The sequence below is a fragment of the Phenylobacterium sp. genome (assembly GCF_028290885.1).
Lineage (GTDB): Bacteria > Pseudomonadota > Alphaproteobacteria > Caulobacterales > Caulobacteraceae > Phenylobacterium.
Genome location: NZ_JAQGIZ010000014.1, coordinates 1 through 20,886, shown reverse-complemented (window position 1 = coordinate 20,886; position 20,886 = coordinate 1). Strand labels below are relative to the sequence as shown.

Genomic DNA, 20,886 nt, shown 5'->3' with positions numbered 1-20,886 from the left:
GCCTAATGGAAGTCGCGGCTGCGGACGAGGCGGCTGGAGACCCGGGCGTGGGGCGGCGGTGGGGCGGCGCCGGGGGCCTCCTCGTGGTCGCGCATCTCGCCCAGCTTGGCGGAAAGGTCGGTGAAGCGTTCGGCGACCAGGTGGATGACATTGTTGGCGACCTGCAGCTGGCCATGCACCACCAGGAAGGAGGCGCTCATCACCAGCCGGCGGTTGGCGTCGAAGGCGTCCTTCCAGCAGACGATGTTGGCGATGCCGGTCTCGTCCTCCAGCGTCAGGAACACCACGCCCTTGGCGGTGCCCGGCCGCTGGCGGACCAGCACCAGCCCGCCCACCGAAATGCGGCGACGGTCGCGCAGGGTCTTCAGCGCCGCGCAGGGGGCCACCCGCATCCGCTCGAGATCGCCGCGGAAGAAGCTCACCGGGTGGGCCTTCAAGGACAGGCTGGTGGTGCGGTAGTCCTCGGCGACCTGCTTGGGCGGGCTCATGAACGGCAGCTGGACCTGGGCCTCCTTCAGGCTCTGGCGGGTCAGCAATGGCGCGTCGCGATCGGCGCGGATTTCGCCGGCCATGCCCTTCACCGCCCAGAGCGCCTGGCGGCGGTCGAGGCCCAGCGACCGGAAGGCGTCGGCCTCGGCCAGCAGTTCCAGCCCCCGCCGGGACAGGCCAGACCGCAGGACGAAGTCCTCCACAGTGGCGAGGCCGCAGGTCCGCGCCTTCATGAACGCCTTGGCCTCGTCTTCCTTGAACCCCTTGATCTGGCGAAGGCCCAGGCGAAGCGCACGGTGCGGCGCGCGCGGGTCGTCGGGCGGCTCCAGCGTGCAGTCCCAATCGCTGGAGACGATGTCCGGCGGACGGACCTCCACGCCGTGATCGCGTGCGTCGCGGACCAGCTGGGCCGGCTGGTAGAAGCCCATCGGCTGGCTGTTGAGCAGGCTCGCGCAGAATACTTCCGGGTGATGACATTTCACCCAGGCCGAGGCGTAAACCAGGAGCGCGAAGCTGATCGCATGGCTCTCCGGAAAGCCGTAGGAGCCGAAGCCCTCGATCTGCTTGAAGCAGCGCGCAGCGAACTCCGGGTCATAGCCGCGCTTGGCCATGCCCTGGATGAACATCTCCCGGTATTCCCCCAGCCGTCCATTGGCGCGGAAGGTGGCCATGGAGCGACGCAGGCCGTCGGCGTCGTCGTCGGAAAATTTGGCCGCTTCGATCGCCAGGCGCATGGCCTGTTCCTGGAACAGCGGCACGCCGAAGGTCTTGCCGAGCACCTTGGCGAGCTCGTCCCTTGGCCCGTGTTCCGGCGAAGGCGCAGGGAATTCCACGGGCTCCGTTCCTTCCCGCCGCCGCAGGTAGGGATGCACCATGTCGCCCTGGATCGGGCCCGGACGGACGATCGCCACCTCGATGACCAGGTCGTAGAACTTCTCGGGCTTCAGCCGCGGCAGCATCGACATCTGCGCCCGGCTCTCCACCTGGAAGACGCCCACGGAGTCGGCCTTGCAGAGCATGTCGTAGACCTCCGGGTCCTCCTGCGGGATGTGAGTGATGTCGGTGATGCGGCGTCCGTCCGGCAGCGGCGGCAGCATGTCGAAGCTGCGTTTCAAGGCCGTCAGCATGCCCAGCGCCAGCACGTCGACCTTCATCAGGCCCAGGGCGTCGATGTCGTCCTTGTCCCACTCGATGAAGGTGCGGTCCTTCATGGCCGCGTTGCCGATCGGCACGGTCTCGTCGAGCCGACGCTTGGTCAGCACATAGCCGCCGACGTGTTGCGACAGGTGCCGCGGGAAACCGAGGAGCTGTTCGGCCAGCGTGACGGCCCGGCGGACTTCCGGGTTCGCCGGATCGAGGCCCGCTTGGCGGATGTGTTCGTCCGGGACGTTGTCACCCCAACTCCCCCAGACCGTATTGGCGAGGGCGGCTGTAATGTCCTCGGTCAGGCCCAGCGCCTTGCCGACCTGGCGGATCGCCATGCGCGGCCGGTAGTGGATGACGGTGGCCACGATCGCCGCCCGGTCACGGCTGTAGCGTTCGTAGACGTACTGCATCACCTCCTCGCGCCGCTCATGCTCGAAGTCGACATCGATATCCGGCGGTTCGCCCCGTTCCTCGGAGATGAAGCGCGAGAACAGGAGGTCCTGGTCATCCTTCGTCGGATCGACCGCTGTGACTTCCAGGCAGTAGCAGACGCAGGAATTGGCCGCCGAGCCGCGGCCCTGGCAGAGAATATCCTGTTCGCGCGCCCAGCGGACGATGTCGTGGACGGTCAGGAAATAGTTGGCGAACCCGAGCTTCTCGATGAGGTCGAGTTCCCGTTTGAGGGTCCGCCGCTCCCGCTGCCGCAGGCCTTTTTCGAACCGGTGCTGTGCGCCGCGCCAGGTCAGCCGACGCAGATGGTGAATGGCCGTGTCGCCCGGGGGCACCGGTTCGTCGGGGTATTCGTAGCGCAGTTGACCCAGGTCGAACTCGATCCGCTCGGCGATCTCGACGCTGCGCTCGACGGCGCCGGGAAAGCGGGCGAACAGGCGGGCCATCTCGGCCGGCGACTTCAGATGGCGCTCGGCGTTGGCCTCGAGCCTTAGGCCCGCGTTCTGGATCGTGCAGCCCTCGCGGATGCAGGTCAGCACGTCCTGCAACGCCCGGCGTTCGGGGCCGTGGTAGAGCACGTCGCCCACCGCCACCATGGGCGCGCCTGAAGCCTGGGCGAGCTGTGCGAGGTGCGAAAGGCGCTTGAGGTCCCGGGCGCCGTAACGCCGCGCCGCGGCCAGCCAGACGGCGCCGGTGAGTTCGCCGGCGATGCGCCTGAGGTCGCGCTCGAACGCCTCGTCCAGCCGCTCCGGCGGGACGACCAGGACAAGCTGGCCCGCGGCGTGATCCAGGAAATCCGACCAATGCAGGTGGCAGTCGGCCTTCTTCGCCCGCCGCTGGCCGACGGTCAGCAGGCGGGTCAGCCGGCCGTAGGCTTCGCGGTCCGAAGGATAGACCAGCAGGCTCGGCGTCCCGTCGGCGAAGTCCAGGCGGCAGCCGGTGAGGTCGCGGATTTTCGAGCCGGTCTTCTGCAGGTCCTTCTTCGCCGACCAGGCGCGCACCACGCCGGCCAGGGAGTTGCGGTCGCAAATCCCGATCGCCTCCATGCCCAGCGCATCGGCGCCCACCACCAGCTCATGCGGATGCGACGCCCCGCGCAGGAACGAGAAGTTGGTCGCGGCCTGGAGCTCGGCGTAGCGGGTCATCCGAACAATCCGTGCAGCCACCATTTCGGCGGGGTCTCGGGATCGGCGTAGAGGCCGGCGCGGAACAGCCAGAAGCGGGCGCCCTCGGCGTCCTCCACGCGGTAGTAGTCGCGCACGCGGCCGGCCTCGACGTCCTCGATCGCGGCCTTCCACCATTCCTCACCAATCCGCTCGGGCCCCTCGGCGCGGCGCACGCGGTGCAGCTGGCCGCGCCAGCGGAACTGGGTCGGCGGATCGTCCGGGGTAAGCGCCATCACCGCCTCCAGCGCCTCGGGGCGACGGAAGAGGCGGGTTGGGCGTGGGGTCTCCTTGTCCCACGGCCGGGTGTCCGGCGGTGCGGCGAGCGGCCGGGCGCGACCCACCGCCAGCTCCGGGACGTGGCTCTCCACCGGCACGGCGCGCCAGACGCGCTCTTCGCCCAGGCGGTTGGCGAGCCGGTCGACGAGCGGCGCCAGGCCCTCCTCGACGGTGGCCTCGCGGGCATTGTCCAGCCGCGCCTGGCGACCGGAGATCGGCTCCACGGCGTGGGCCGCCAGCGTCACCACCTCGATCCCGAACCCCGGGTCGACGGTCTCTAGCTTGGGGCCGAACAGCTTGGCGATGCGGCGGGCGTCGCGGCCGGGCAGGGAGAGGCCGATCTCGAGCGGCAGGGCCTTGCCGTCCAGCCGGTGAAAGCAGACCTCGAAGCGCCGCGCGCCCTGGCCCTCGGCCTCCAGCCGGGCGCAAAGCTTGGCGGCGACGTCGAAGGTGACGCGGGCCATGTCTTCCGGCGCGCTGATCGGCTCGGCGAAGGCCAGCCTGGCGAACCACGGCGTCGGCGGGCGGCGGAAGGTCAGCGCCTCCTTTTCGCGGCCCAGCGCCTGGTCGAGGCGGGTCAGCGCGGCGCGACCGAACCGGCGGGCGAAGGGGGCGCGCGGGATCGCCATCAGCTGGCCGACCTGGCGCAGGCCCAGCCGCTCGATCTGCGCCCAGGTCTCGGTGGAAAGCCGCATCGCCGCCGGCGGCAGGGGGGCCAGAAGGGCGGCCTGCTCGCCGGGCGGGGCGATGGTCCCGTCCTCGCCGAAGTGGGCCAGCGCCCAGGCCGCGCCGGGGGTGTCGGCGATGGCGCAGCGGAACGGCAGGCCGTTGGCGATCAGCCGGCTGCGGAAATCCGCCAGCATCTGCGCCTCCCCGCCCCACAGGTGGTCAACGCCGGTGACCTCCAGGAAGAGGCCGTCCGGCGCGTCGGCCGCCACCGCCGGCGAGAAGCGCACGCACCAGTCGATGAGCGCAGTGAGCGCCGCGGCGTCCGCTTCCGGCTCGGCCTCGGCGGTCGTCAGCTCCGGGACCAGGGCCAGGGCGTCGGTGGCCTTCTGGCCGGGGTGGAGTCCGAGTCTTGCCGCGGCCGCGTCGACAGCGGCCAGGCGACGCACGGCCCGCACCGTCTCCAGCAGGGCGAAGGGACTAGCCGGCGCGTCGGAAGGGCAGCGCCGGCGCCAGTTGGCGATCGTCCAGCTCGGCGACCAGGCGCAGAGGATGCGCGACATCCGTCTTCTCCCAAGAATAGGCTCCAGGTTCGTAGGCTCTTGGGGCCTCCATGAGCCACGCCCCCGTCCGCCCGCCGCGGCAGCGTTCCAGTTCGACGCGAAAGCGGGGCGCGCCCAGGCCGAACTCGCCGGCCGGCGGCTCGGAGGGGGCCGAGGCGATCCGCCAGCGGGTGGCCGCCGCCGATCCGGTGGCCTCGCGCCGGGCCTGGCCGCCATAGGGCCGGCGCAGGATCAGGAAGCCGGTGGCGGCGCGTTTCTCGCAGGCGAGCTGCAGCCGGCGCCCGGCGGTCAGGTCCGCGGCCTCGACCTCGCCGACCACGGCGGCGACGCCCACCGTCGACAGCGCATCCTCCATCACCGACAGCGCCTCGGCCTCGTCGCGGGCGCAGACCTGGATCAGCCGCTCCGGCGGGAACCCCAGGCCCAAGAGCCCCGGCGCGCAGAGGTCGTCGCGCCGCAGCACCCAGACCACCTCGCCGCGCCTGGCCAGGGGTGCGGCCAGGAGCGCGGTGAAGGCCGCCGGCGCAGCGGCCGTCTCCACCTCCATGCCTGTCCCGCCGATCTCGTGCCAGCGGCCGAGCGGCAGGCCGCCGCCTGGCAGGCAGGTGTCGATCCGAGCGTTCCCGAACGGCAGGGATTCAGAGTCCGGCCGCCCGCCCGCCTCGATGGCGGCGATCTTCGCCCGCATGGCGGCGAGACGCCCTGCGCGAAAATCGGACATGACTTCCCGGACTCCTTTCGTTCCACTTTTGTTCTAGACCTGTGGAAATGGGAGTCAAGTTCCCGCGGTCCCGCTTTGCGGGAGTCACCCAGATACGACGGCGGCCCCGGGGGCGGCGACGTATCGCCGATGAGCCTCGGCAAAGGCGTCTCGGTCCTCGGGTTTCTGGAGCACGCCCGCAGAGCAGGTGTCACAAGGGCGGCGCTTTTCCTGACCGCCAACCAGTTCACGGCGCCAGGCGGCGGCAGGCGCGCTCGTGAATGCCTGGAAGATCGAATCGTAGTCCCGAAGGTTCCCGTAAATATACAGCTTGTGCTCCGGACGGTCGCTGCGGATATGGCAGCATGGGGCGATCAGGCCGTTGAAGCCGATGACGAAGTGGGCGAAGGGAAAGAAGCAGGAAGCCGTTCTCTTTGCGGCGGTCGTGATGTCGTCGATCAGGCCGCCTCTGTCGGTGCCGTGCTTGTAGAAATTGATCCCGCGAACCTCGATTTCCATCACGCGATGCGCGGCCTGCGCGATGATGAATTCTCCCGATTGGATACGGACGACCTTCGCCGGGATCCCCATCCTTACGGAGATCTCATTGATACGATTCACCACGTATAAATCGGTATATTCATCACCTCGTTTCAGGTGAATCGAAATATGAAGATAATTGAGGCCGGCGTCAGCAAGTTCGTCAATGAAGCCCGGATCGAGATAGTCTCCGTTGGAGTATATCATAATCCGGCATTTTGGCAGGCGGGCCCGTGCCTCCCTGATATAGCCCAGAATGGCCCGATCAGCCAGCGGCTCATTGTAATAATTGAGGACTAGATTCTTGTCGTAACCTATCTCTTCAAGATTTCCGATAATCGTCTTCCAGATATCGCCCGGCATGTGCTGGTTTTCACCAAGGCGATCGCCGACGACATTCGGGCAATAGGAACAGCGTCTATTGCAATACGAATGGGTCTCCATCTCGACCCGGGTGACAGTCTTCGCAAAAATCTCCCGGGCAGTCTCCCGGTCTGTGATTTCTGCGTACATCTCCGGTCCGATATACATGCAGAGACTCAACTACCCGTGTTAGCCGGCCGCCGATGCAACCGGACCCATCGCTAGCACGCGCGCCCTCCCGAAACCAAGGTTGGTCGCAGGCCGGGGTACGCGACAAATTCCGCCCATTGTCGGCGTAGGAAGCCGGTTCCTTGACCCAACTACGTTCAGGCCGGATGGTCTGCGCAAACGACGAGGGGGAGCACGGCCATGATCCGGATCACGACAATTCTCGCGGCCGCGGCGCTGCTGGCCGCAGGCGCGGTCCAGGCCCAGCCGGCCCGGCCGGTCACCGTGAAGATCGATTCCGGCCCGGTCGTGGGCGTCGCCGGCGACAAGGCCAACGTCTTCAAGAACATCCCCTTCGCCGCCCCGCCGGTGGGCGAGCTGCGCTGGGCGCCGCCTCAGCCCGCGAAGCCCTGGACGACGCCGAGACCGGCGGCGGAGGCCGGGCCCTCGTGCCCGCAACCGATGAACGCCGACGGGACGCCCAACACCGGCGGCGCCAACGGTCCCACCTCGGAAGACTGCCTGCAGCTCAACGTCTACGCCCCCAAGAACTCCGACATGCCGCACGCCCCCAAAAACGCAAAAGGGGGCGCGCCGGTGATGGTCTGGATCCACGGCGGCAGCAATCGCACCGGCGCGGGCTGGATTTACGGCGGTGAGAACTTCGCCCGCGACGGCGTGGTGGCGGTGACCATCAACTACCGGCTTGGCGCCCTGGGCTATTTCGCTCATCCGGCTTTGACCAAGGCGGCCAAGTCGGGCGAGGTCATCGGCAACTATGGCCAGATGGATCAGATCGCGGCGCTGAAGTGGGTCCAGCGCAACATCGCGGCCTTCGGCGGCGATCCGAAGAACGTCACCGTCTTCGGCGAGAGCGCCGGCGGCATGGACATCCTGGCGCTGCTGGCCACGCCGGCGGCCGACGGACTCTATAAGAACGCCATCGTGGAATCCGGAGGCGGCTGGTTCCCGCCGACGACCCTGGCGGCCAAGGAGGCCGGCGACGTCGCGCTCCTCGCCAAGGCCGGGATCACCGCGACCACCCCTGCAGAGTTGCGCGCGATCCCGGTTGAGAAACTGGTCCCGCTCAACGGCAACTATGGGCCGTTCATCGACGGCAAGCTGATGACCGAGACAGCCTCCCAGGCGATGGCCAATGGTCATCTCGCCGACGTGCCGCTGATCATCGGCTCCAACTCCGGAGAGGACTCGCTGATGGGCCCCGGCCCCTTGTCGCCGCAGGTCCTGGCGATGATCCCCGCCGCCGCACGCGCGGTCTACAAGGAGGAGGCGGCGGCCGGCGACGAGGTCCTGGCCCGCGCCATCTTCACTGACCGGATCATGGGCGGCTCGGCCCGCTGGGTGGCCGCCGGGGCGTCATCTGGCAAGCCCGCCTGGCTTTACTACTTCTCCTACGTGGGCTCGCGCTTCCCGGCCTCGAAGACCCGCGCCAGCCACGCCGACGAGATCCAGTACGTCTGGGAATATTGGGGCCGCCGCACGCCGATGAGCATGGTCAGCGCCAAGGACCACGAGGTGGCGAGCCTGATGCACGCCTGCTGGGTCGCCTTCGCCAAGACCGGCGTCCCGAGATGCGGGGGTCAGGCCTGGCCCGCCTACACCCCGGCCAAGGATCAGCTGATGGAGTTCGGGGCATCGAGCGGCGTGCGGACCAATTTCCGCAAGACGCAGCTCGACGCGCAACAGGCGGTCACCCTGCCGACCCTGGCGCTCGGGAAGTAGCCGCAGATCGGCGCTCCATCTCCTTCGCTTGGGGATTCCGAACTGACTCCGCGCAGCCGCGTTTGCTGAGTCTGTTCAAGGGGATCGCTCGGCCATGGCAACCCGTCCGACGTGGCAAGGCTACCTGCGGCTCAGCCTGGTGAGTTGTCCGGTGGCGCTCTACACGGCCACCTCGCGCACCGGCGAGGTGCACTTCAACATGCTGTCGAAGGAGACCCATAACCGCATCAAGATGATCCCCACCGACCCGGAGACCGGGCCGTTCGAGCGCTCAGAGATCGTAAAGGGCTACGAGATAGAGAAGGGCCATTACGTCGTCATCACCGACGAGGAGATCAAGAACGTCCGGCTGGAAACCACGCGGACGCTGGACATCGAGCGGTTCGTCGACGAGGCCGACATCGACCGGCTCTACTGGAACGACCCCTACTTCCTGGCCCCCGACGGGGACATGGCGGTGGAAGCCTTCGCGGTGATCCGCGAGGCGATGAAGAAGGCCGGCAAGGTGGCGCTGGGCCGCCTGGTCATGCACCAGCGCGAGCGGCTGATGGCGCTGGAGCCGCGCGACAAGGGCATCCTCGCCTACACCCTGCGCAACCGGCGCGAGGTCCGCCAGGCCGAGGAGATCTTCGCCCATATCAAGGACGTCAAGCCGCCGCCGCAGATGGTCGAGATCGCCACCAAGATCATCGACCAACTGGAGGGCCCGTTCGACCCCAGCCTGTTCAACGACCGCTACGAGGACGCGCTCCGCGACCTGATCAAGGAAAAGGAGAAGGGCCACACCATCAAGGCGCCCGAGGAGCCCAAGGAGGCGGAGGTCATCGACCTCATGGAGGCGCTCAAGCGCAGCCTCGGCCAATCCGGCGGCGATCGGCGCAAGGCGCCCTCGCGAGCCGGCCCGGCCAAGAAACCCGCCGCCAGGCGCGCGGCGGCCAAGAAGCGGGCCTAGGCTTGTCGCCGCCCGCTGGCTAGGCTCCGCCGCCTGCGGGCGGAGGAACGGCATGGCGGCCTATGTGGTCAACGAGATCTGGGTGGACGACGCCGAGACGTTCCAGACCTATGTCGTCCAGGTTCCGCCGACCCTGCCGCCGTTCGGCGGGCGTTACCTGGTGCGCAGCGGCGCCAGCGAAGCGATCGAGGGCGAGCCGCCCGGCCGCCTGGTGATCCTGGAATTCCCCGACCGGGCCGCGGCGCTGGCGTGGCGGGCGTCGCCCGCCTACCAGGCCATCCTGCCGATCCGCGACGCCAGCTCGCGGTCGCGGGTCTATGTGGCGGACGGCTACGCGCCCGCCTAGGCGCCCGCCGCGTCGTGTGCCCCCTACTTCGGGGCGCTCGGCGAAGCGCCGGCCCCGGCCTTCACAGCCTCTTCCTGCCAGTCGAGCTGGGCCTTGAGGTGGTGCTCGTGGGCCACCGGGCCGTCGGCGCCGAACTCCATGGAGGCCTCCGTCGCGGGCGTGAACCTCGGCCAGGCGGGGCCGCCGGCGCTGTCCGGGGCGCCGCTTTTGATGAAGGCCGCCCAGTAGGCGTTGACCGCTTTGGCGAGCGGCAGGTCATCGGCTGCGAACTTCTGCTTCGGCCCTGCGAAGGCGTACTTGATCTCGGCGGTGTGGCCCGCGCCCAGCGACGTGCCGCGCTGAGCCGGGGTCACATAGGAGAAGTAGTAGAGGTAGACCGGCGCTCCGGCCTTGGCCTGCGCCCGCGAGATGGCGCGGTCGGGCTCGGTGACGTACTGGCGCGTCGCCATGTCGTTGACGATCTGCAGCTTGTTGCCCACGCCCGTCGGGTCGAAGGCGGCCATGGCGGCGTCTTTGCGGGCGGCGGGGATGGCGTCCAGCGCTGCGGCCTGCGGCCGGAACAGGCTCGCTTCGTTGGAGTTGCCGCCGATCAACAGCGGGACCTTGGCCTGCTTGCCGGCCGCGAACCCCTGGGCGATGCCGCCCTGCACATAGCGCCCATCCAGGATCGGGCCGGCGCGGGAGGTGAAGGGGCCTGAGTAGGGCATGGCCGACAGCGAGGCCTTGCGCAGCGCCGCGGCCGCCGCGGCGTCCTCGCCGGTGACGCCCACGAGAGCCGCGGCCTTCACGCCGGCGGCCTCGGCCCCCTTCAGCGGCGTGGGCTCGAGCCGGCCGAAGCTGGATTCGCCGATCGCCTTCTGGAACAGGCCGCGCGCATCGGGCGCCAGCATCAGCTCCAGCACCGAAATGCCGCCGGCGCTTTCGCCGGCGATGGTGACGTTCCTGGGGTCGCCGCCGAAGGAGGCGGCATTGGCCTGCACCCACTTCAGCGCCGCGATCTGGTCCATCAGGCCGTAGTTGCCGCAGGGGCCCTCCTTGCAGAGCGCCGGATGGGCGAACCAGCCGGCGCGGCCCAGGCGGTAGCTGACCGAGACGGTGATCACCCCGTCCTTGGCGAACTGGATGCCGTCGGTCTCGGCCCCGAAGGCGCCGGTGGCGGCGCCGATGGTGAAGCCGCCGCCGTGGATCCAGACCAGCACCGGGAGCTTCGCCCCCGGCTTTGCGCCGACAGGGCGCGTGACGTTGGCGAACAGGCAGTCCTCGACCAGCGAGCCGTCGCGGTTGGGCTGGCAGGTGGCGCCGGGCTTGGAGGCGTCGCGCTCGCCGCTCCAGCCGGCAGGAGCTGCAGGCGGCCGCCAGCGCAGGTCGCCCACCGGCGGGGCGGCGTAGGGGATGCCGAGGAACATCTCGACGCCCTCGACCGCTGCGCCGCGCACCGCGCCCTGCTTGATCTTCACCACCGGCCCGCCAGCCTGGGCCGCCATCGGGGCGGCGGCTTGGGCGAAGCTGGCGACCGGCGCCGCGGCGAAGGTCAGCGCCAGGACAGCCGCGGTGAGCGAGCGACGAACGATCATCAGTGTTTCCCCCAAAGGATTTTCGCCGGTCTCTAAGGGGTGGCTGTTGCGCGATTGTGTCTCGAAAGACCGGTATGGGTGCGCGCGGCCAGATGCACAGACGCCGATGGACCAGGCGGCTACTTCAGCTTCCTGATCGCCGGCCCGAGCGGCTGCTCGGCGTCGCAGTAGTCGGCCCAGGCCTTGGTTTTCTTCAGCAGGGCCGGGGCGGTGCGGATGGTGAAGGCCTTGGGATCGAGGCCCGGGCTCACCTGGCTCCAGGTGAGCGGGAAGGAAACCGGCGCCTCCGGCCGCGCGCGCGGCGACAGCGGGGCCACCGCCGTCGCCATGCGGTCGTTGCGCAGATAGTCGAGGAAGATCCGGCCCACCCGCTTGGCCTTGGCCATGTTGACCACGTAGCGGTCGGGCTGGTCGCGGGCGATGGCCAGGCAGACGTCCTGGGCGAACTGCTTGGCGGTCGGCCAATCCACCTTGCCCCCTCCCTGCTTCTTTGGCCCGTCCTTCAGCGGCGTGACCACGTGCAGCCCCTTGCCGCCGGTGGTCTTGCAGAAGGCGACGAGGCCCAGCGCCTCCAGCCGTTCCTTCACCGCCAGCGCGCCCTCGATTACCCGGTCGAAGGGGATGGCCTCGTCGGGGTCGAGGTCGAACACCAGGCGGCCGGGGACCTCCGGCTGGAAGGGTTGGCAGTTCCAGGGGTGGTATTCGGTCGCCCCCTGCTGGGCCAGCGCCGCCAGCGCCTCGATGCGGTCGATCTGCAGGTAGGGTTTGTGATCGCCGAACACCTTGACCTCGGAGATCAGCGCCGAGGAGCCCTTGCCGACGTGGCGCTGGAAGAACTTCTGGTCGCCGTTGATGCCGTCCGGCGTTCGGATGATGGAGCAGGGGCGGCCCTTGATGTGGACCATCATCCAGGGGCCGACCTCCTCCAGATAGCGGGCGAGGTCCAGCTTGGTGACCGGCGCTCCGTCGCCGCCGTCCGGCCACAGCGCCTTGTCGGGATTGGAGAGGGTGACGCCCATGACGATCGGTGGTCCCGCCTTTTTCGCCGGCGCAGGTTTGGCCTTCGGGGCCGGTTCCGCAAGCTCGACGTCCTCGATTGGAGCCGGCGTCTCGGCCTGCACTTCGTCCGCGGGCTTGTCCTCGCGCAGCGCCTTGAACGCGCCCTGGCGGACCATCCCCGAGGCGGTGAAGCCCGCGAACTCGATCTCGGCGACCAGGTCCGGCTTCGCCCAGTGGACGTCGGCCTCCTTGCGCGGCGCGCCCGGACCGACGAAGGGGTTCTTGTCGGATTCGAGCTTGGCGAGGCGCGGCAGCACGCGGGCCACCGTGTCGCGCCCGAAGCCCGTGCCGACCCGGCCGACATAGACCAGCTTGTCGCCCTTGTGGACGCCGACCAGCAGCGAGCGGAGCTGGCCTGCCTCGCCGGTCCAGCCGCCGATCACCACCTCGTGGCCGGCGCGGCATTTGGCTTTCAGCCAGCTCTCGCTGCGGCCGGAGCGGTAGGGGGCGTCGAGCCGCTTCGACACGATCCCCTCCAGCGACATGCGGCAGGCCGACTGCAGCACCGCGTCGCCGGCGATCTCGAAATGGTCGACGTAGCGGATGCGCCCCCCTTTTTTGGATGGGGCGGCCTTCGGCGCGGCGTCGAGCAGGGCCTTCAGACGGGCCTTGCGCTCGCGGAGCGGCAGGTTCCTCAGGTCCGAGCCGTCGGCGAACAGCAGGTCGAAGGCGAAGAAGATCAGGTCGCCGGTCCTGCCGTCCGACAGCGCCGCCTGCAGCGCCGCGAAGTCCGGCGCCCCGTTGGCGTCCAGCGCACAGGCCTCGCCGTCGATCAGGCAGTCCGGCAAGCTTTCGGCCTCTTGGGAGATTTGATTGAACTTGGCCGTCCAGTCGAGGCCGGCGCGGGTCTTCAGCGTCGCGTGGCCGTTTTCGACGCGCAGTTGCAGGCGGTAGCCGTCGAACTTGATCTCATGGCCCCAGCCGGACCCCTGCGGCGGGCGGTCAACCGACTTGGCGAGCTGCGGCGGCACGAACCCCGGCAGGGCGGCGGCCTTCAGCCTGGGCGCGGGCGCCGTGCGCAGGGGCGCGGCGGCGGGCTTGTCGTCCTTCTCCGGGCGGTTCGACTGCCAGACGCGCTTGGCGGCGGCGCGCGCCTTGCCGGTCATGAAGCGGGTGGGCCCCTTGCCCCTGCCGGCGGCGATCTCCTCCATAGTGCGGCCCGAGGCCACCGAGGTCGTCGCCTCCTCGACCAGCGCCATTCCGTCGCCCTCCACGGCGTAGCCGTCGTGGTGCTTGATCAAGAGCCAGTTGTTCCGCTTCTCGCGCTCGCGGGGCTTCATGCGCACCAGCACGAAGCCGCCCTTCAGCCGCTCGCCGTCCAGGATGATCTTCAGGTCGCCCTTGCGCAGGCCCTCGTGCGGGTCGGTTCCTGGTTCCGGCTCCCAATAGCCCCGGTCCCAGAGCATCACCGTGCCGCCGCCGTACTGGCCCTTGGGGATCGTGCCTTCGAAGTCGCCGTAGTCGAGCGGATGGTCCTCGACCTCCACGGCCAGCCTGCGGTCGTGCGGGTCCATCGACGGACCCTTGGTCACCGCCCAGGACTTGAAGGTCCCGTCGAGCTCCAGGCGGAAATCGTAGTGCAGGCGGGTGGCGTCGTGCTTCTGGACCACGAAACGCAGGCGCTTGGACGGCCGGACCTTCTCCTTGCCGCTGGGCTCCTCAGTCTTCGAGAAGTCGCGCATCGACTGGTAGCGGGCGAGCTTCTCGTCGGCGCTGGCGGTCTTGGCCATGCGGGCTCCCTCAGCTGGCCAGCGCGGTCCGCTGTTCCGTGACGCCGGCCAGGGCGCTGACGAAGGCGTCGCGCCAGGCGGTGACGTCCTCGCGCTGGACGTTGTCGAAGAGAGCGCGCCAACGGCGGATTCGCTCCGGCTTCTCCATGGCGAGCGCCCGCTTCAAGGCGTCGGCGATATCCTCCGGGCTGTTGGGGTTGACCAGCAGCGCCTCCTCCAGCTGCCGCGCGGCGCCGGCGAAGCGTGACAGGATCAGCACGCCCGGATCTTCCGGGTTCTGTGCGGCGACGAACTCCTTGGCGACCAGGTTCATGCCGTCGCGCAGCGGGGTCACCAGGCCGACGCGGGCCGCGCCGTAGATGCCGGCCAGTTCGTCGCGGCGGTAGTTCTTGTTCACATAGCGGAACGGGTTCCAGTCCACGTCCGCGAAGTCGCCGTTGATGCGGCCCGACAGCGCGTCCAGCCGTCCGCGGATCTCCTGGTAGGCCTCGACGCTCTCGCGGCTCACCGGAGCGATCTGCAGCATCAGCACCTCGCGGCGCATGTCCGGGTTGTCGGCGAGGAACCGTTCGAAGCCCATGAACCGCTCTTCGAGGCCCTTGGAGTAGTCGAGGCGGTCGACGCCCACCACCAGGTAGCGGAAGACGGTGGCGGCGGTCATCAGGTCGCGCATCCGCCTGGCCTTGGCGCTCTTCAGCATGCGGGCGAAGTCCGGCGCGTCGATGCCGATCGGGAAGGCGCCGACCTTCACGGTGCGGCCGAAGGCCTTCAGCCGGCCGGGGTCGGGCTGCGCGCCGCCCACCTCGTTCAGCACATATTCCTCGAAGGCCTGCAGGTACTCGACGGTCTGGAAGCCGACCAGGTCGTAGTCGAACATCGCCTGCGCCAGCAGCGCGTGGCCGGGCAGGGTGGTGAACACCTGGCGAGCGGGCCAGGGCACGTGCAGGAAGAAGCCGATGCGGTTCTTGACGCCCAACGCCCGCAGCTCCCGGCCGAGCGGGATCAGGTGATAGTCATGCACCCAGATCAGGTCGTCCGGCTCGATCAGGGGCGCGAGCGTCTCGGCGAACCGCCGGTTCACGCGGCTGTAGCCCTCGCCATAGGCCCGATCGTAGGCGGCAAGGTCCGTGCGGTAGTGGAACAGCGGCCACAGGGTCTTGTTGGCGTAGCCGTTGTAATATTCGTCGAGATCGGCCTCCTCGAGGTCCACCACGGCCGCCGTCACCCCGTCGAGCGTGTGGATATTGAGCGCACCGGTGAACTCCGGCGTCGTCTTGCCGCTCCAGCCGAACCACAGGCCGGAATATTCCCGCAGCGCTGCGGCCAGCGCCATGGCGAGGCCGCCGACGGTCTCCTCGCCGGAGGCGTTCGGCGGGTTCACGCGGTTGGAGACGATGATGAGGCGGCTCACGATGACGCCTCCAACCAGACCAGCGCCGCCTCCACGCCGATCAGTCCGCAGCGCGCAGCCGTGGGCCTCGGGGCGCCGACGCGGACGCCCGCGCCATCCAGCGCCTGCGCGGCCGCGAAGCCGTCCTCGTCGGTGGCGTCGTCGCCGACAAACACCGGCATGGCGCCGGCGAACGGCGGGCCCGCCATGAAGGTCCGCACGCTGTCGCCCTTGCTGGCGCCCGGCGCGCGCAGCTCCTCGACCATGTCGCCTTCTTGCAGGACCAGGCCCGTCTCGGCGGCGAGCCGGCGGGCGCAGGCCCGGGCGGCCTCGGCCTGGCCGCTGGCCAGCCGGAAGTGCAGGGCGACCGAAAGGCCGCCCTTCTGCTCGACGATCAGGCCTGTGTCGCGGGCGGCGAAGGCGCGGAAGCCCTCGGCGGCCTTGGCGAGGTTGGGATGCGGCGGGGTCTCGCGCACCACTCCGTCAGGGCCGCGCAGGACCAGGCCGTGGACCGCCGCCACGGGGGTCACGCAGCCTTCCAGGATGCGGTCGACGTCGGCCAGGGTGCGCCCGCTCACCACCGCCAGGCGGCCGTCCAGCTTCTGGACCAGGCGCTCCAGCAGGCTGGTGCGGCGGGGGTCCGGGCGGACGTCCTGCGGCCGCGCGGCGATGGGCGCCAGCGTGCCGTCGAGGTCGAGCAACAGCGCGGTCTCGCTCAGCCGGAGCGGCTTGGGCGCAGGCAGTCCGACAGTGAGGTCATGAATGGACATGGCTCGGCTCGCCCCCAGGCCTATTTCCCAACGCGCAAGCGGCGCCTTCGATCCCGGCGCGGCGGCGCCATTCATCATCGTGAACGCGTCCCGCCCTTGACGTCGCGTGCAGCAATCCGCGCTATGCGCCCGTTTCAACCAACCACGACTTGAGGTGACACTCGATGGCCGAATCGCCGCTGGCCGACGCAATGGTTCTGTTCGGCGCGACCGGCGACTTGTCGCGGCGCATGCTGTTGCCGTCGCTCTACTTCCTCGACGCCGACGGCCTCCTGCCGCTGGGCTTCAAGATCCTGGCCACCGCCCGCGCCCAGCTGAGCCGCGAAGAGTTCGTGGAGCAGGCGCGCAAGGTGCTCGACGCCCGGGCCGAGGAGATCGACGACGGGGTCTGGGCACGGTTCTGCAGCCGGCTGGACTACGTCGCCTGTGACGCTACGACGACCGAGGGCGTCGCGGCGCTGGGGCCTCACCTCGAAGGCTACGGGCGGCCGATATTCTTCCTGGCGATCTCGCCAAGCCTCTACGGCCGGGTCTGCGCGGCGCTCGCCGCGTCCGGCCTCGCCACCGGCGAAAGCCGCATCGTGCTGGAGAAGCCGATCGGCCGGGACCTGGAGAGCTCGCGCGAGGTCAACGAGGCGGTGGGGGCGGTGTTCAACGAGGACCGGATCTTCCGCATCGACCACTACCTGGGCAAGGAAACCGTCCAGAACCTGATCGCGCTCCGCTTCGCCAACACCCTCTTCGAGCCGCTCTGGAACAACCTCACCATCGACCACGTGCAGATCACAGTGGCGGAGACCGAGGGGGTGGGCGATCGCTGGCCCTATTACGACGAGTACGGCGCGCTGCGCGACATGCTGCAGAACCACATGCTGCAGCTGCTCTGCTTCGTGGCCATGGAGCCGCCGGCCGACATGGACCCGCGCTCGGTGCGCAACGAGAAGGTCAAGGTGCTCAGATCGCTCCGCCGCTTCACCCGCGCCGACGCCCAGAGCGCCTCGGTCCGCGGCCAGTACACCAAGGGCGTCGTCGGCGGGAAAGAGGTCGCGGGCTACGAGACCGAGCGCGGCCAGCCCACCGGCACCGAGACCTTCGTGGCGCTGCGCGTCGACATCGACAACTGGCGCTGGGCCGGCGTGCCGTTCTTCCTGCGCACTGGCAAGCGCCTGCCCGAGCGGCGCACCCAGGTGGTCATCCAGTTCAAGCCGGTGCCGCATTCGATCTTCGGCGACGCGGCCAAGGACGATCTGGTCGCCAACCGCCTGGTCATCGACCTGCAGCCGGACGAGGACATCGAACTGCTGTTGATGAACAAGGCGCCGGGCATCAACCACGGCGGCATGCGGCTGCAGTCCCTGCCGCTCTCGCTCTCCCTGCTGCGCGCCTACGAGGGCCCCGGCTCACGGCGGCGGATCGCCTACGAGCGGCTGTTGCTGGACGTGATCCACGGCAACTCCACCCTGTTCGTGCGCCGCGACGAGGTCGAGGAGGCCTGGCGCTGGGTCGACGGGGTCGCCGACGCCTGGGCCGAAGCCGGCATGGCCCCCAAGCCCTACGCCGCCGGCAGCTGGGGCCCGGCCGGCGCCTTCGCGCTCATCGAGCGGTCGGAACGGGCGTGGTTGGATTGAGCGCCCAAGTTCCTCCCCCGCGACGCGGGGGAGGTGTCAGCGAAGCTGACGGAGGGGGCGCGCGGGCGACCGGGCTCTGAGTCGTTCGAAGCGAGGAGTCCGCGCGCCCCCTCCGTCTCGCCGCGTATCCGCGCCGATCCACCTCCCCCGCAAAGCGTGGGAGGAACTTCCTCACCGCACGCTCGACCACGGCCGCGACAGCAGGGTCGCGCAGTTGATCAGGCCGACCAGGGAGTAGGTCTGCGGGTAGTTGCCCCACAGCTCCTTGCCGTCGAAGGTGATGTCTTCGGAGAGCAGGCCGGCCTTGGTGCGGCGGCTCAGCATCTCCTCGAACATCTGCCGGGCCTCGTCCGTCCGGCCGGCGAGGTGCAGCGCCTCGATCAGCCAGAAGGTGCAGAAGTTGAAGGCGGTCTTCGGCTCGCCGAAGTCGTCCGGCAGGGCATAGCGCAGCATGAAGGAGCCGCGCCGCAGGCCCTTCTCCACCGCCTGCATGGTCGCCAGCATCCGCGGATGGTCCGGCGAGCAGAACCGCACGTCGACCAGTTGCAGCAAGGACGCATCCAGCTGGTCGCCGCCGAAGGTCGAGGCGTAGCGGCCGAGCTCCCGGTTCCAGGCCTCCGCCTCGATGGTCGAGCGGATCCGGGCGGCGCGGTCGTTCCAGTGGTCGGCGCGCTCGCGCAGGCCGAGCTTCTGGGCGGCGTTGCCCAGCCGGTCGCAGGCCGCCCAGCACATCACCGCCGAATAGGTGTGCACCGCCTCGCGGCCGCGGAATTCCCACAGGCTGGCGTCCGGCTTGTCGTGCAGCTCGAAGGCCCGGTCGCCGACCGGCTCCAGGGCCCGGAAGTCGTCGATGGTCGCGGGCCGGATCAGCCGTTCGTCGAAGAACGCCTGGACCGTGGAGAGCACGATCTGGCCGAACACGTCGTACTGCATGTGCTCGTGCGCCTGGTTGCCCACCCGCACCGGCCCCATACCGCGGTAGCCCGCAAGCGCCGGCGCGATCCGCTCGGTCAGCACCGGCTCCAGCCCCACGCCGTAGACCGGCTGCACACGGCCGTCCGCCCCCACCTGGTCGACCAGGTTGCGCAGGTAGGCCAGGTAGTTCTCCAGTATGTCCGCTGCGCCCAGCCGGTTCAGCGCCTGGACGACGTAATAGGCGTCACGCAGCCAGCAGTAGCGGTAGTCCCAGTTGCGGGCGGTCTCGCCGGGCTCGACGGGATGCTCGGGGATCGAGGTGGTCAGCGCCGCCACGATGGCGCCGGTGTCTTCGTGGGCGCAGAGCTTCAGCGTGATCGCTGAGCGGATTACGGCGGCCTGCCACTCCAGCGGCACCGACAGCGTGCGCACCCAGTGGCGCCAATAGTCGGTGGTTTCCCGCAGCATCCGCCGCGTCGTGGAGGTGATGTCGGCGTCGAAGCCCTCGTCGGGCCCCAGGAAGAGGGCGATGGGCTCCTCCAGCCGGAACACCCGTTCCTCCAGTATGTGGCTCACCGCCCCGTCGGTGGTCAGGCGCAGCGTCGTCTCGCCGCCCACATAGCGGATGTGGTTGGAGCCCATCGTCGTCTGGGCGTCGGCCGCGCCGTAGTCGACGGTGGGCCGCACCTTGATCCGGATGCGCGGCGTGCCGGCCAGCGGCCGGATCAGCCGGACGAACGCCAGCGGCCGGTAGAGCCGCCCGAACTGCCGGTAGCGGGGGCAGAAGTCGATGATCTCAAGCCGCGCGCCCGAGGCGTCGGTGATCTCGGTCGTCAGGATCGGGGTGTTGCGCAGGTAGCTCTGCTGGGTCTGGGCGCGCGCGATCACCTCGACGGCCCAGAGGCCCCGCGTGTCCTCGTCGTCGGGGTCGCGCCCGCTCAGCAGGGCGGAGAAGAACGGATCGCCGTCCACCCGGGGCGCGCAGGCCCAGACGTAGCGGCCCCCCTCATCGATGAGGGCGCTCGCCGCGCAGTTGCCGATCGGGAAGAGCTCGAGGCTTGGAGTCAACAGTACGGTTCCCGGATCTGCAGCCGCGTCATCGTCGCCCCCGCTCATTTCGGCTGACGCTGTGTCTAACGTGCCTTGATATGGTTGGCTCCGGAAGCCTAAGCCTCCCTGCATGATCCGAGCGCGCAGAGCCCGAATCGTCGCGACCCTCGGACCCGCCAGCAGCGAGGCCTCGAAGGTCCGTGAACTGGCCCTGGCCGGCGCCGACGTGTTCCGGGTCAATTTCAGCCACGGCGCCCACGCCGACCACGCCCGCGCCATCCAGGCGGTGCGCCAGGCCGAGGCGGCGGTCGGCCGGCCCATCGCCGTGCTCGCCGACCTGCAGGGGCCGAAGCTGCGGCTTGGCGAGTTCGCCGACGGCGTGGTGCGGCTGAAGTCCGGCCACCACCTGCGCCTCGACCTGAAGTCCACGCCCGGCGACGCCGCGCGGATCGGCGTGCCGCATCCGGAGGTGTTCGCCGCCCTGCGGACCGGCGCGCTCGTCCTGCTCGACGACGGCAAGGTGCGGCTGCGGGTGGTCAAGCACGGCCCGGACTATGCCGACACCGTGGTGGAGGCCGGCGAGCAGCTCTCCGACCACAAGGGGCTGAACCTGCCCGGCCTGGCGATCCCGATCCCGGCGCTCACCGACAAGGACCGCGCCGACCTCGCCTTTGCGCTCAACCAGGGCGTCGACTGGGTGGCGCTCTCCTTCGTGCAGCGCGGCTCCGACATGGCCGAGCTGCGCAGCCTGGTGCGGGGCCGCGCCAATGTGCTGGCCAAGATCGAGAAGCCCTCGGCGCTGGAGGCCCTGGACGAGATCCTCGACCTGTCCCAGGCGATCATGGTCGCCCGCGGCGACCTCGGCGTGGAGCTGGCGCCCGAAGAGGTGCCGGTGGTCCAGAAACAGCTGGTCCGCGCCGCGCGCCTGCGCGGCATCCCGGTGGTGGTGGCGACCCAGATGCTGGAGTCCATGACCCATTCGCCGACGCCGACGCGGGCCGAAGCCTCGGACGTGGCCGGCGCGGTCTATGAGGGCGCCGACGCCCTGATGCTGTCGGCCGAGAGCGCGGTCGGCGACTATCCGGTCGAGGCGGTCGCGATGATGGACCGGATCATCACCCGCGTGGAGCAGGACCCGCGCTGGCCGGAGCTGATGCGCGCCGAGTACCCGGTCGAGGACGCCGACGCCGACGCCCTGGTGG

Annotated in this window: 14 protein-coding genes; 5 read left to right on the top strand and 9 right to left on the bottom strand. The window is 69.6% G+C overall.

Translation table 11 applies throughout. From position 1 onward, the window contains the following. Positions 1-2 precede the first annotated feature (2 nt). The 4 genes from JWP28_RS01195 to JWP28_RS01180 all read right to left on the bottom strand — a co-directional run bounded on the left by JWP28_RS01195 (position 3) and on the right by JWP28_RS01180 (position 6,527). Positions 3-3,254 (bottom strand): error-prone DNA polymerase, encoded by a 3,252-nt coding sequence (locus tag JWP28_RS01195; RefSeq protein ID WP_299539060.1) that lies wholly within the window; start codon positions 3,252-3,254, stop codon positions 3-5. Further along, positions 3,227-4,756 (bottom strand): DNA polymerase Y family protein, encoded by a 1,530-nt coding sequence (locus JWP28_RS01190; protein ID WP_299539058.1) that lies wholly within the window; start codon positions 4,754-4,756, stop codon positions 3,227-3,229. The genes JWP28_RS01195 and JWP28_RS01190 overlap by 28 nt, the downstream gene beginning before the upstream one ends. Continuing rightward, positions 4,674-5,477, bottom strand: a complete 804-nt coding sequence (locus JWP28_RS01185) for a protein imuA (RefSeq protein ID WP_299539056.1) — start codon at positions 5,475-5,477, stop codon at positions 4,674-4,676. The genes JWP28_RS01190 and JWP28_RS01185 overlap by 83 nt, the downstream gene beginning before the upstream one ends. A gap of 84 nt (positions 5,478-5,561) precedes the next feature. Then, positions 5,562-6,527 (bottom strand): radical SAM/SPASM domain-containing protein, encoded by a 966-nt coding sequence (locus JWP28_RS01180; RefSeq protein ID WP_299539054.1) that lies wholly within the window; start codon positions 6,525-6,527, stop codon positions 5,562-5,564. Positions 6,528-6,728: 201 nt separating this feature from the next. On the opposite strand from JWP28_RS01180, the gene JWP28_RS01175 reads away from it, so the two are divergent. The 3 genes from JWP28_RS01175 (at position 6,729) to JWP28_RS01165 (ending at position 9,568) form a co-directional block, all read left to right on the top strand. After that, positions 6,729-8,270: a carboxylesterase family protein gene (locus tag JWP28_RS01175; protein WP_299539052.1), complete on the top strand. Its 1,542-nt coding sequence runs from the start codon at positions 6,729-6,731 to the stop codon at positions 8,268-8,270. Between the two features lie 94 nt (positions 8,271-8,364). Beyond that, positions 8,365-9,222: a Ku protein gene (locus tag JWP28_RS01170; protein WP_299539050.1), complete on the top strand. Its 858-nt coding sequence runs from the start codon at positions 8,365-8,367 to the stop codon at positions 9,220-9,222. 52 nt (positions 9,223-9,274) lie between these two features. Continuing rightward, positions 9,275-9,568: a DUF1330 domain-containing protein gene (locus JWP28_RS01165; RefSeq protein ID WP_299539047.1), complete on the top strand. Its 294-nt coding sequence runs from the start codon at positions 9,275-9,277 to the stop codon at positions 9,566-9,568. 23 nt (positions 9,569-9,591) lie between these two features. On the opposite strand, the gene JWP28_RS01160 is transcribed toward JWP28_RS01165, so the two are convergent. The 4 genes from JWP28_RS01160 to otsB form a co-directional block, all read right to left on the bottom strand. Next, complete coding sequence (locus JWP28_RS01160) at positions 9,592-11,142, bottom strand: carboxylesterase family protein (RefSeq protein ID WP_299539045.1); 1,551 nt, start codon at positions 11,140-11,142, stop codon at positions 9,592-9,594. A gap of 119 nt (positions 11,143-11,261) precedes the next feature. After that, complete coding sequence (gene ligD, locus JWP28_RS01155) at positions 11,262-13,931, bottom strand: DNA ligase D (RefSeq protein ID WP_299539043.1); 2,670 nt, start codon at positions 13,929-13,931, stop codon at positions 11,262-11,264. A gap of 10 nt (positions 13,932-13,941) precedes the next feature. Further along, on the bottom strand, positions 13,942-15,342 hold the full coding sequence (locus JWP28_RS01150) for a trehalose-6-phosphate synthase (RefSeq protein WP_299539041.1): 1,401 nt from the start codon (positions 15,340-15,342) through the stop codon (positions 13,942-13,944). Beyond that, positions 15,339-16,091, bottom strand: a complete 753-nt coding sequence (gene otsB, locus JWP28_RS01145; protein WP_299539037.1) for a trehalose-phosphatase — start codon at positions 16,089-16,091, stop codon at positions 15,339-15,341. Before otsB ends, JWP28_RS01150 begins: the two co-directional genes overlap by 4 nt. A gap of 164 nt (positions 16,092-16,255) precedes the next feature. On the opposite strand from otsB, the gene zwf reads away from it, so the two are divergent. Next, the gene (gene zwf, locus JWP28_RS01140) at positions 16,256-17,719 is read left to right on the top strand and encodes a glucose-6-phosphate dehydrogenase (protein WP_299539033.1); all 1,464 of its coding nucleotides are present in this window, start codon (positions 16,256-16,258) and stop codon (positions 17,717-17,719) included. A gap of 171 nt (positions 17,720-17,890) precedes the next feature. Here zwf and JWP28_RS01135 read toward each other — a convergent pair whose 3' ends face one another. Beyond that, a complete protein-coding gene (locus JWP28_RS01135) occupies positions 17,891-19,702 on the bottom strand; it encodes a glycoside hydrolase family 15 protein (protein ID WP_299539030.1) in 1,812 nt (603 codons plus the stop codon). Between the two features lie 112 nt (positions 19,703-19,814). Here JWP28_RS01135 and pyk point away from each other — a divergent pair. Further along, positions 19,815-20,886, top strand: a 1,072-nt coding sequence (gene pyk, locus JWP28_RS01130) for a pyruvate kinase (RefSeq protein ID WP_299539028.1), incomplete at its 3' end; no start/stop codon positions are given.

Coding starts and splice junctions, on each gene's coding strand:
- JWP28_RS01195 (WP_299539060.1), bottom strand. CDS start 3,254: ATGGTGGCTGCACGGATTGTTCGGATGACCCGCTACGCCGAGCTCCAG.
- JWP28_RS01190 (WP_299539058.1), bottom strand. CDS start 4,756: ATGTCGCGCATCCTCTGCGCCTGGTCGCCGAGCTGGACGATCGCCAAC.
- JWP28_RS01185 (WP_299539056.1), bottom strand. CDS start 5,477: ATGTCCGATTTTCGCGCAGGGCGTCTCGCCGCCATGCGGGCGAAGATC.
- JWP28_RS01180 (WP_299539054.1), bottom strand. CDS start 6,527: ATGTATATCGGACCGGAGATGTACGCAGAAATCACAGACCGGGAGACT.
- JWP28_RS01175 (WP_299539052.1), top strand. CDS start 6,729: ATGATCCGGATCACGACAATTCTCGCGGCCGCGGCGCTGCTGGCCGCA.
- JWP28_RS01170 (WP_299539050.1), top strand. CDS start 8,365: ATGGCAACCCGTCCGACGTGGCAAGGCTACCTGCGGCTCAGCCTGGTG.
- JWP28_RS01165 (WP_299539047.1), top strand. CDS start 9,275: ATGGCGGCCTATGTGGTCAACGAGATCTGGGTGGACGACGCCGAGACG.
- JWP28_RS01160 (WP_299539045.1), bottom strand. CDS start 11,142: ATGATCGTTCGTCGCTCGCTCACCGCGGCTGTCCTGGCGCTGACCTTC.
- ligD (WP_299539043.1), bottom strand. CDS start 13,931: ATGGCCAAGACCGCCAGCGCCGACGAGAAGCTCGCCCGCTACCAGTCG.
- otsB (WP_299539037.1), bottom strand. CDS start 16,091: ATGTCCATTCATGACCTCACTGTCGGACTGCCTGCGCCCAAGCCGCTC.
- zwf (WP_299539033.1), top strand. CDS start 16,256: ATGGCCGAATCGCCGCTGGCCGACGCAATGGTTCTGTTCGGCGCGACC.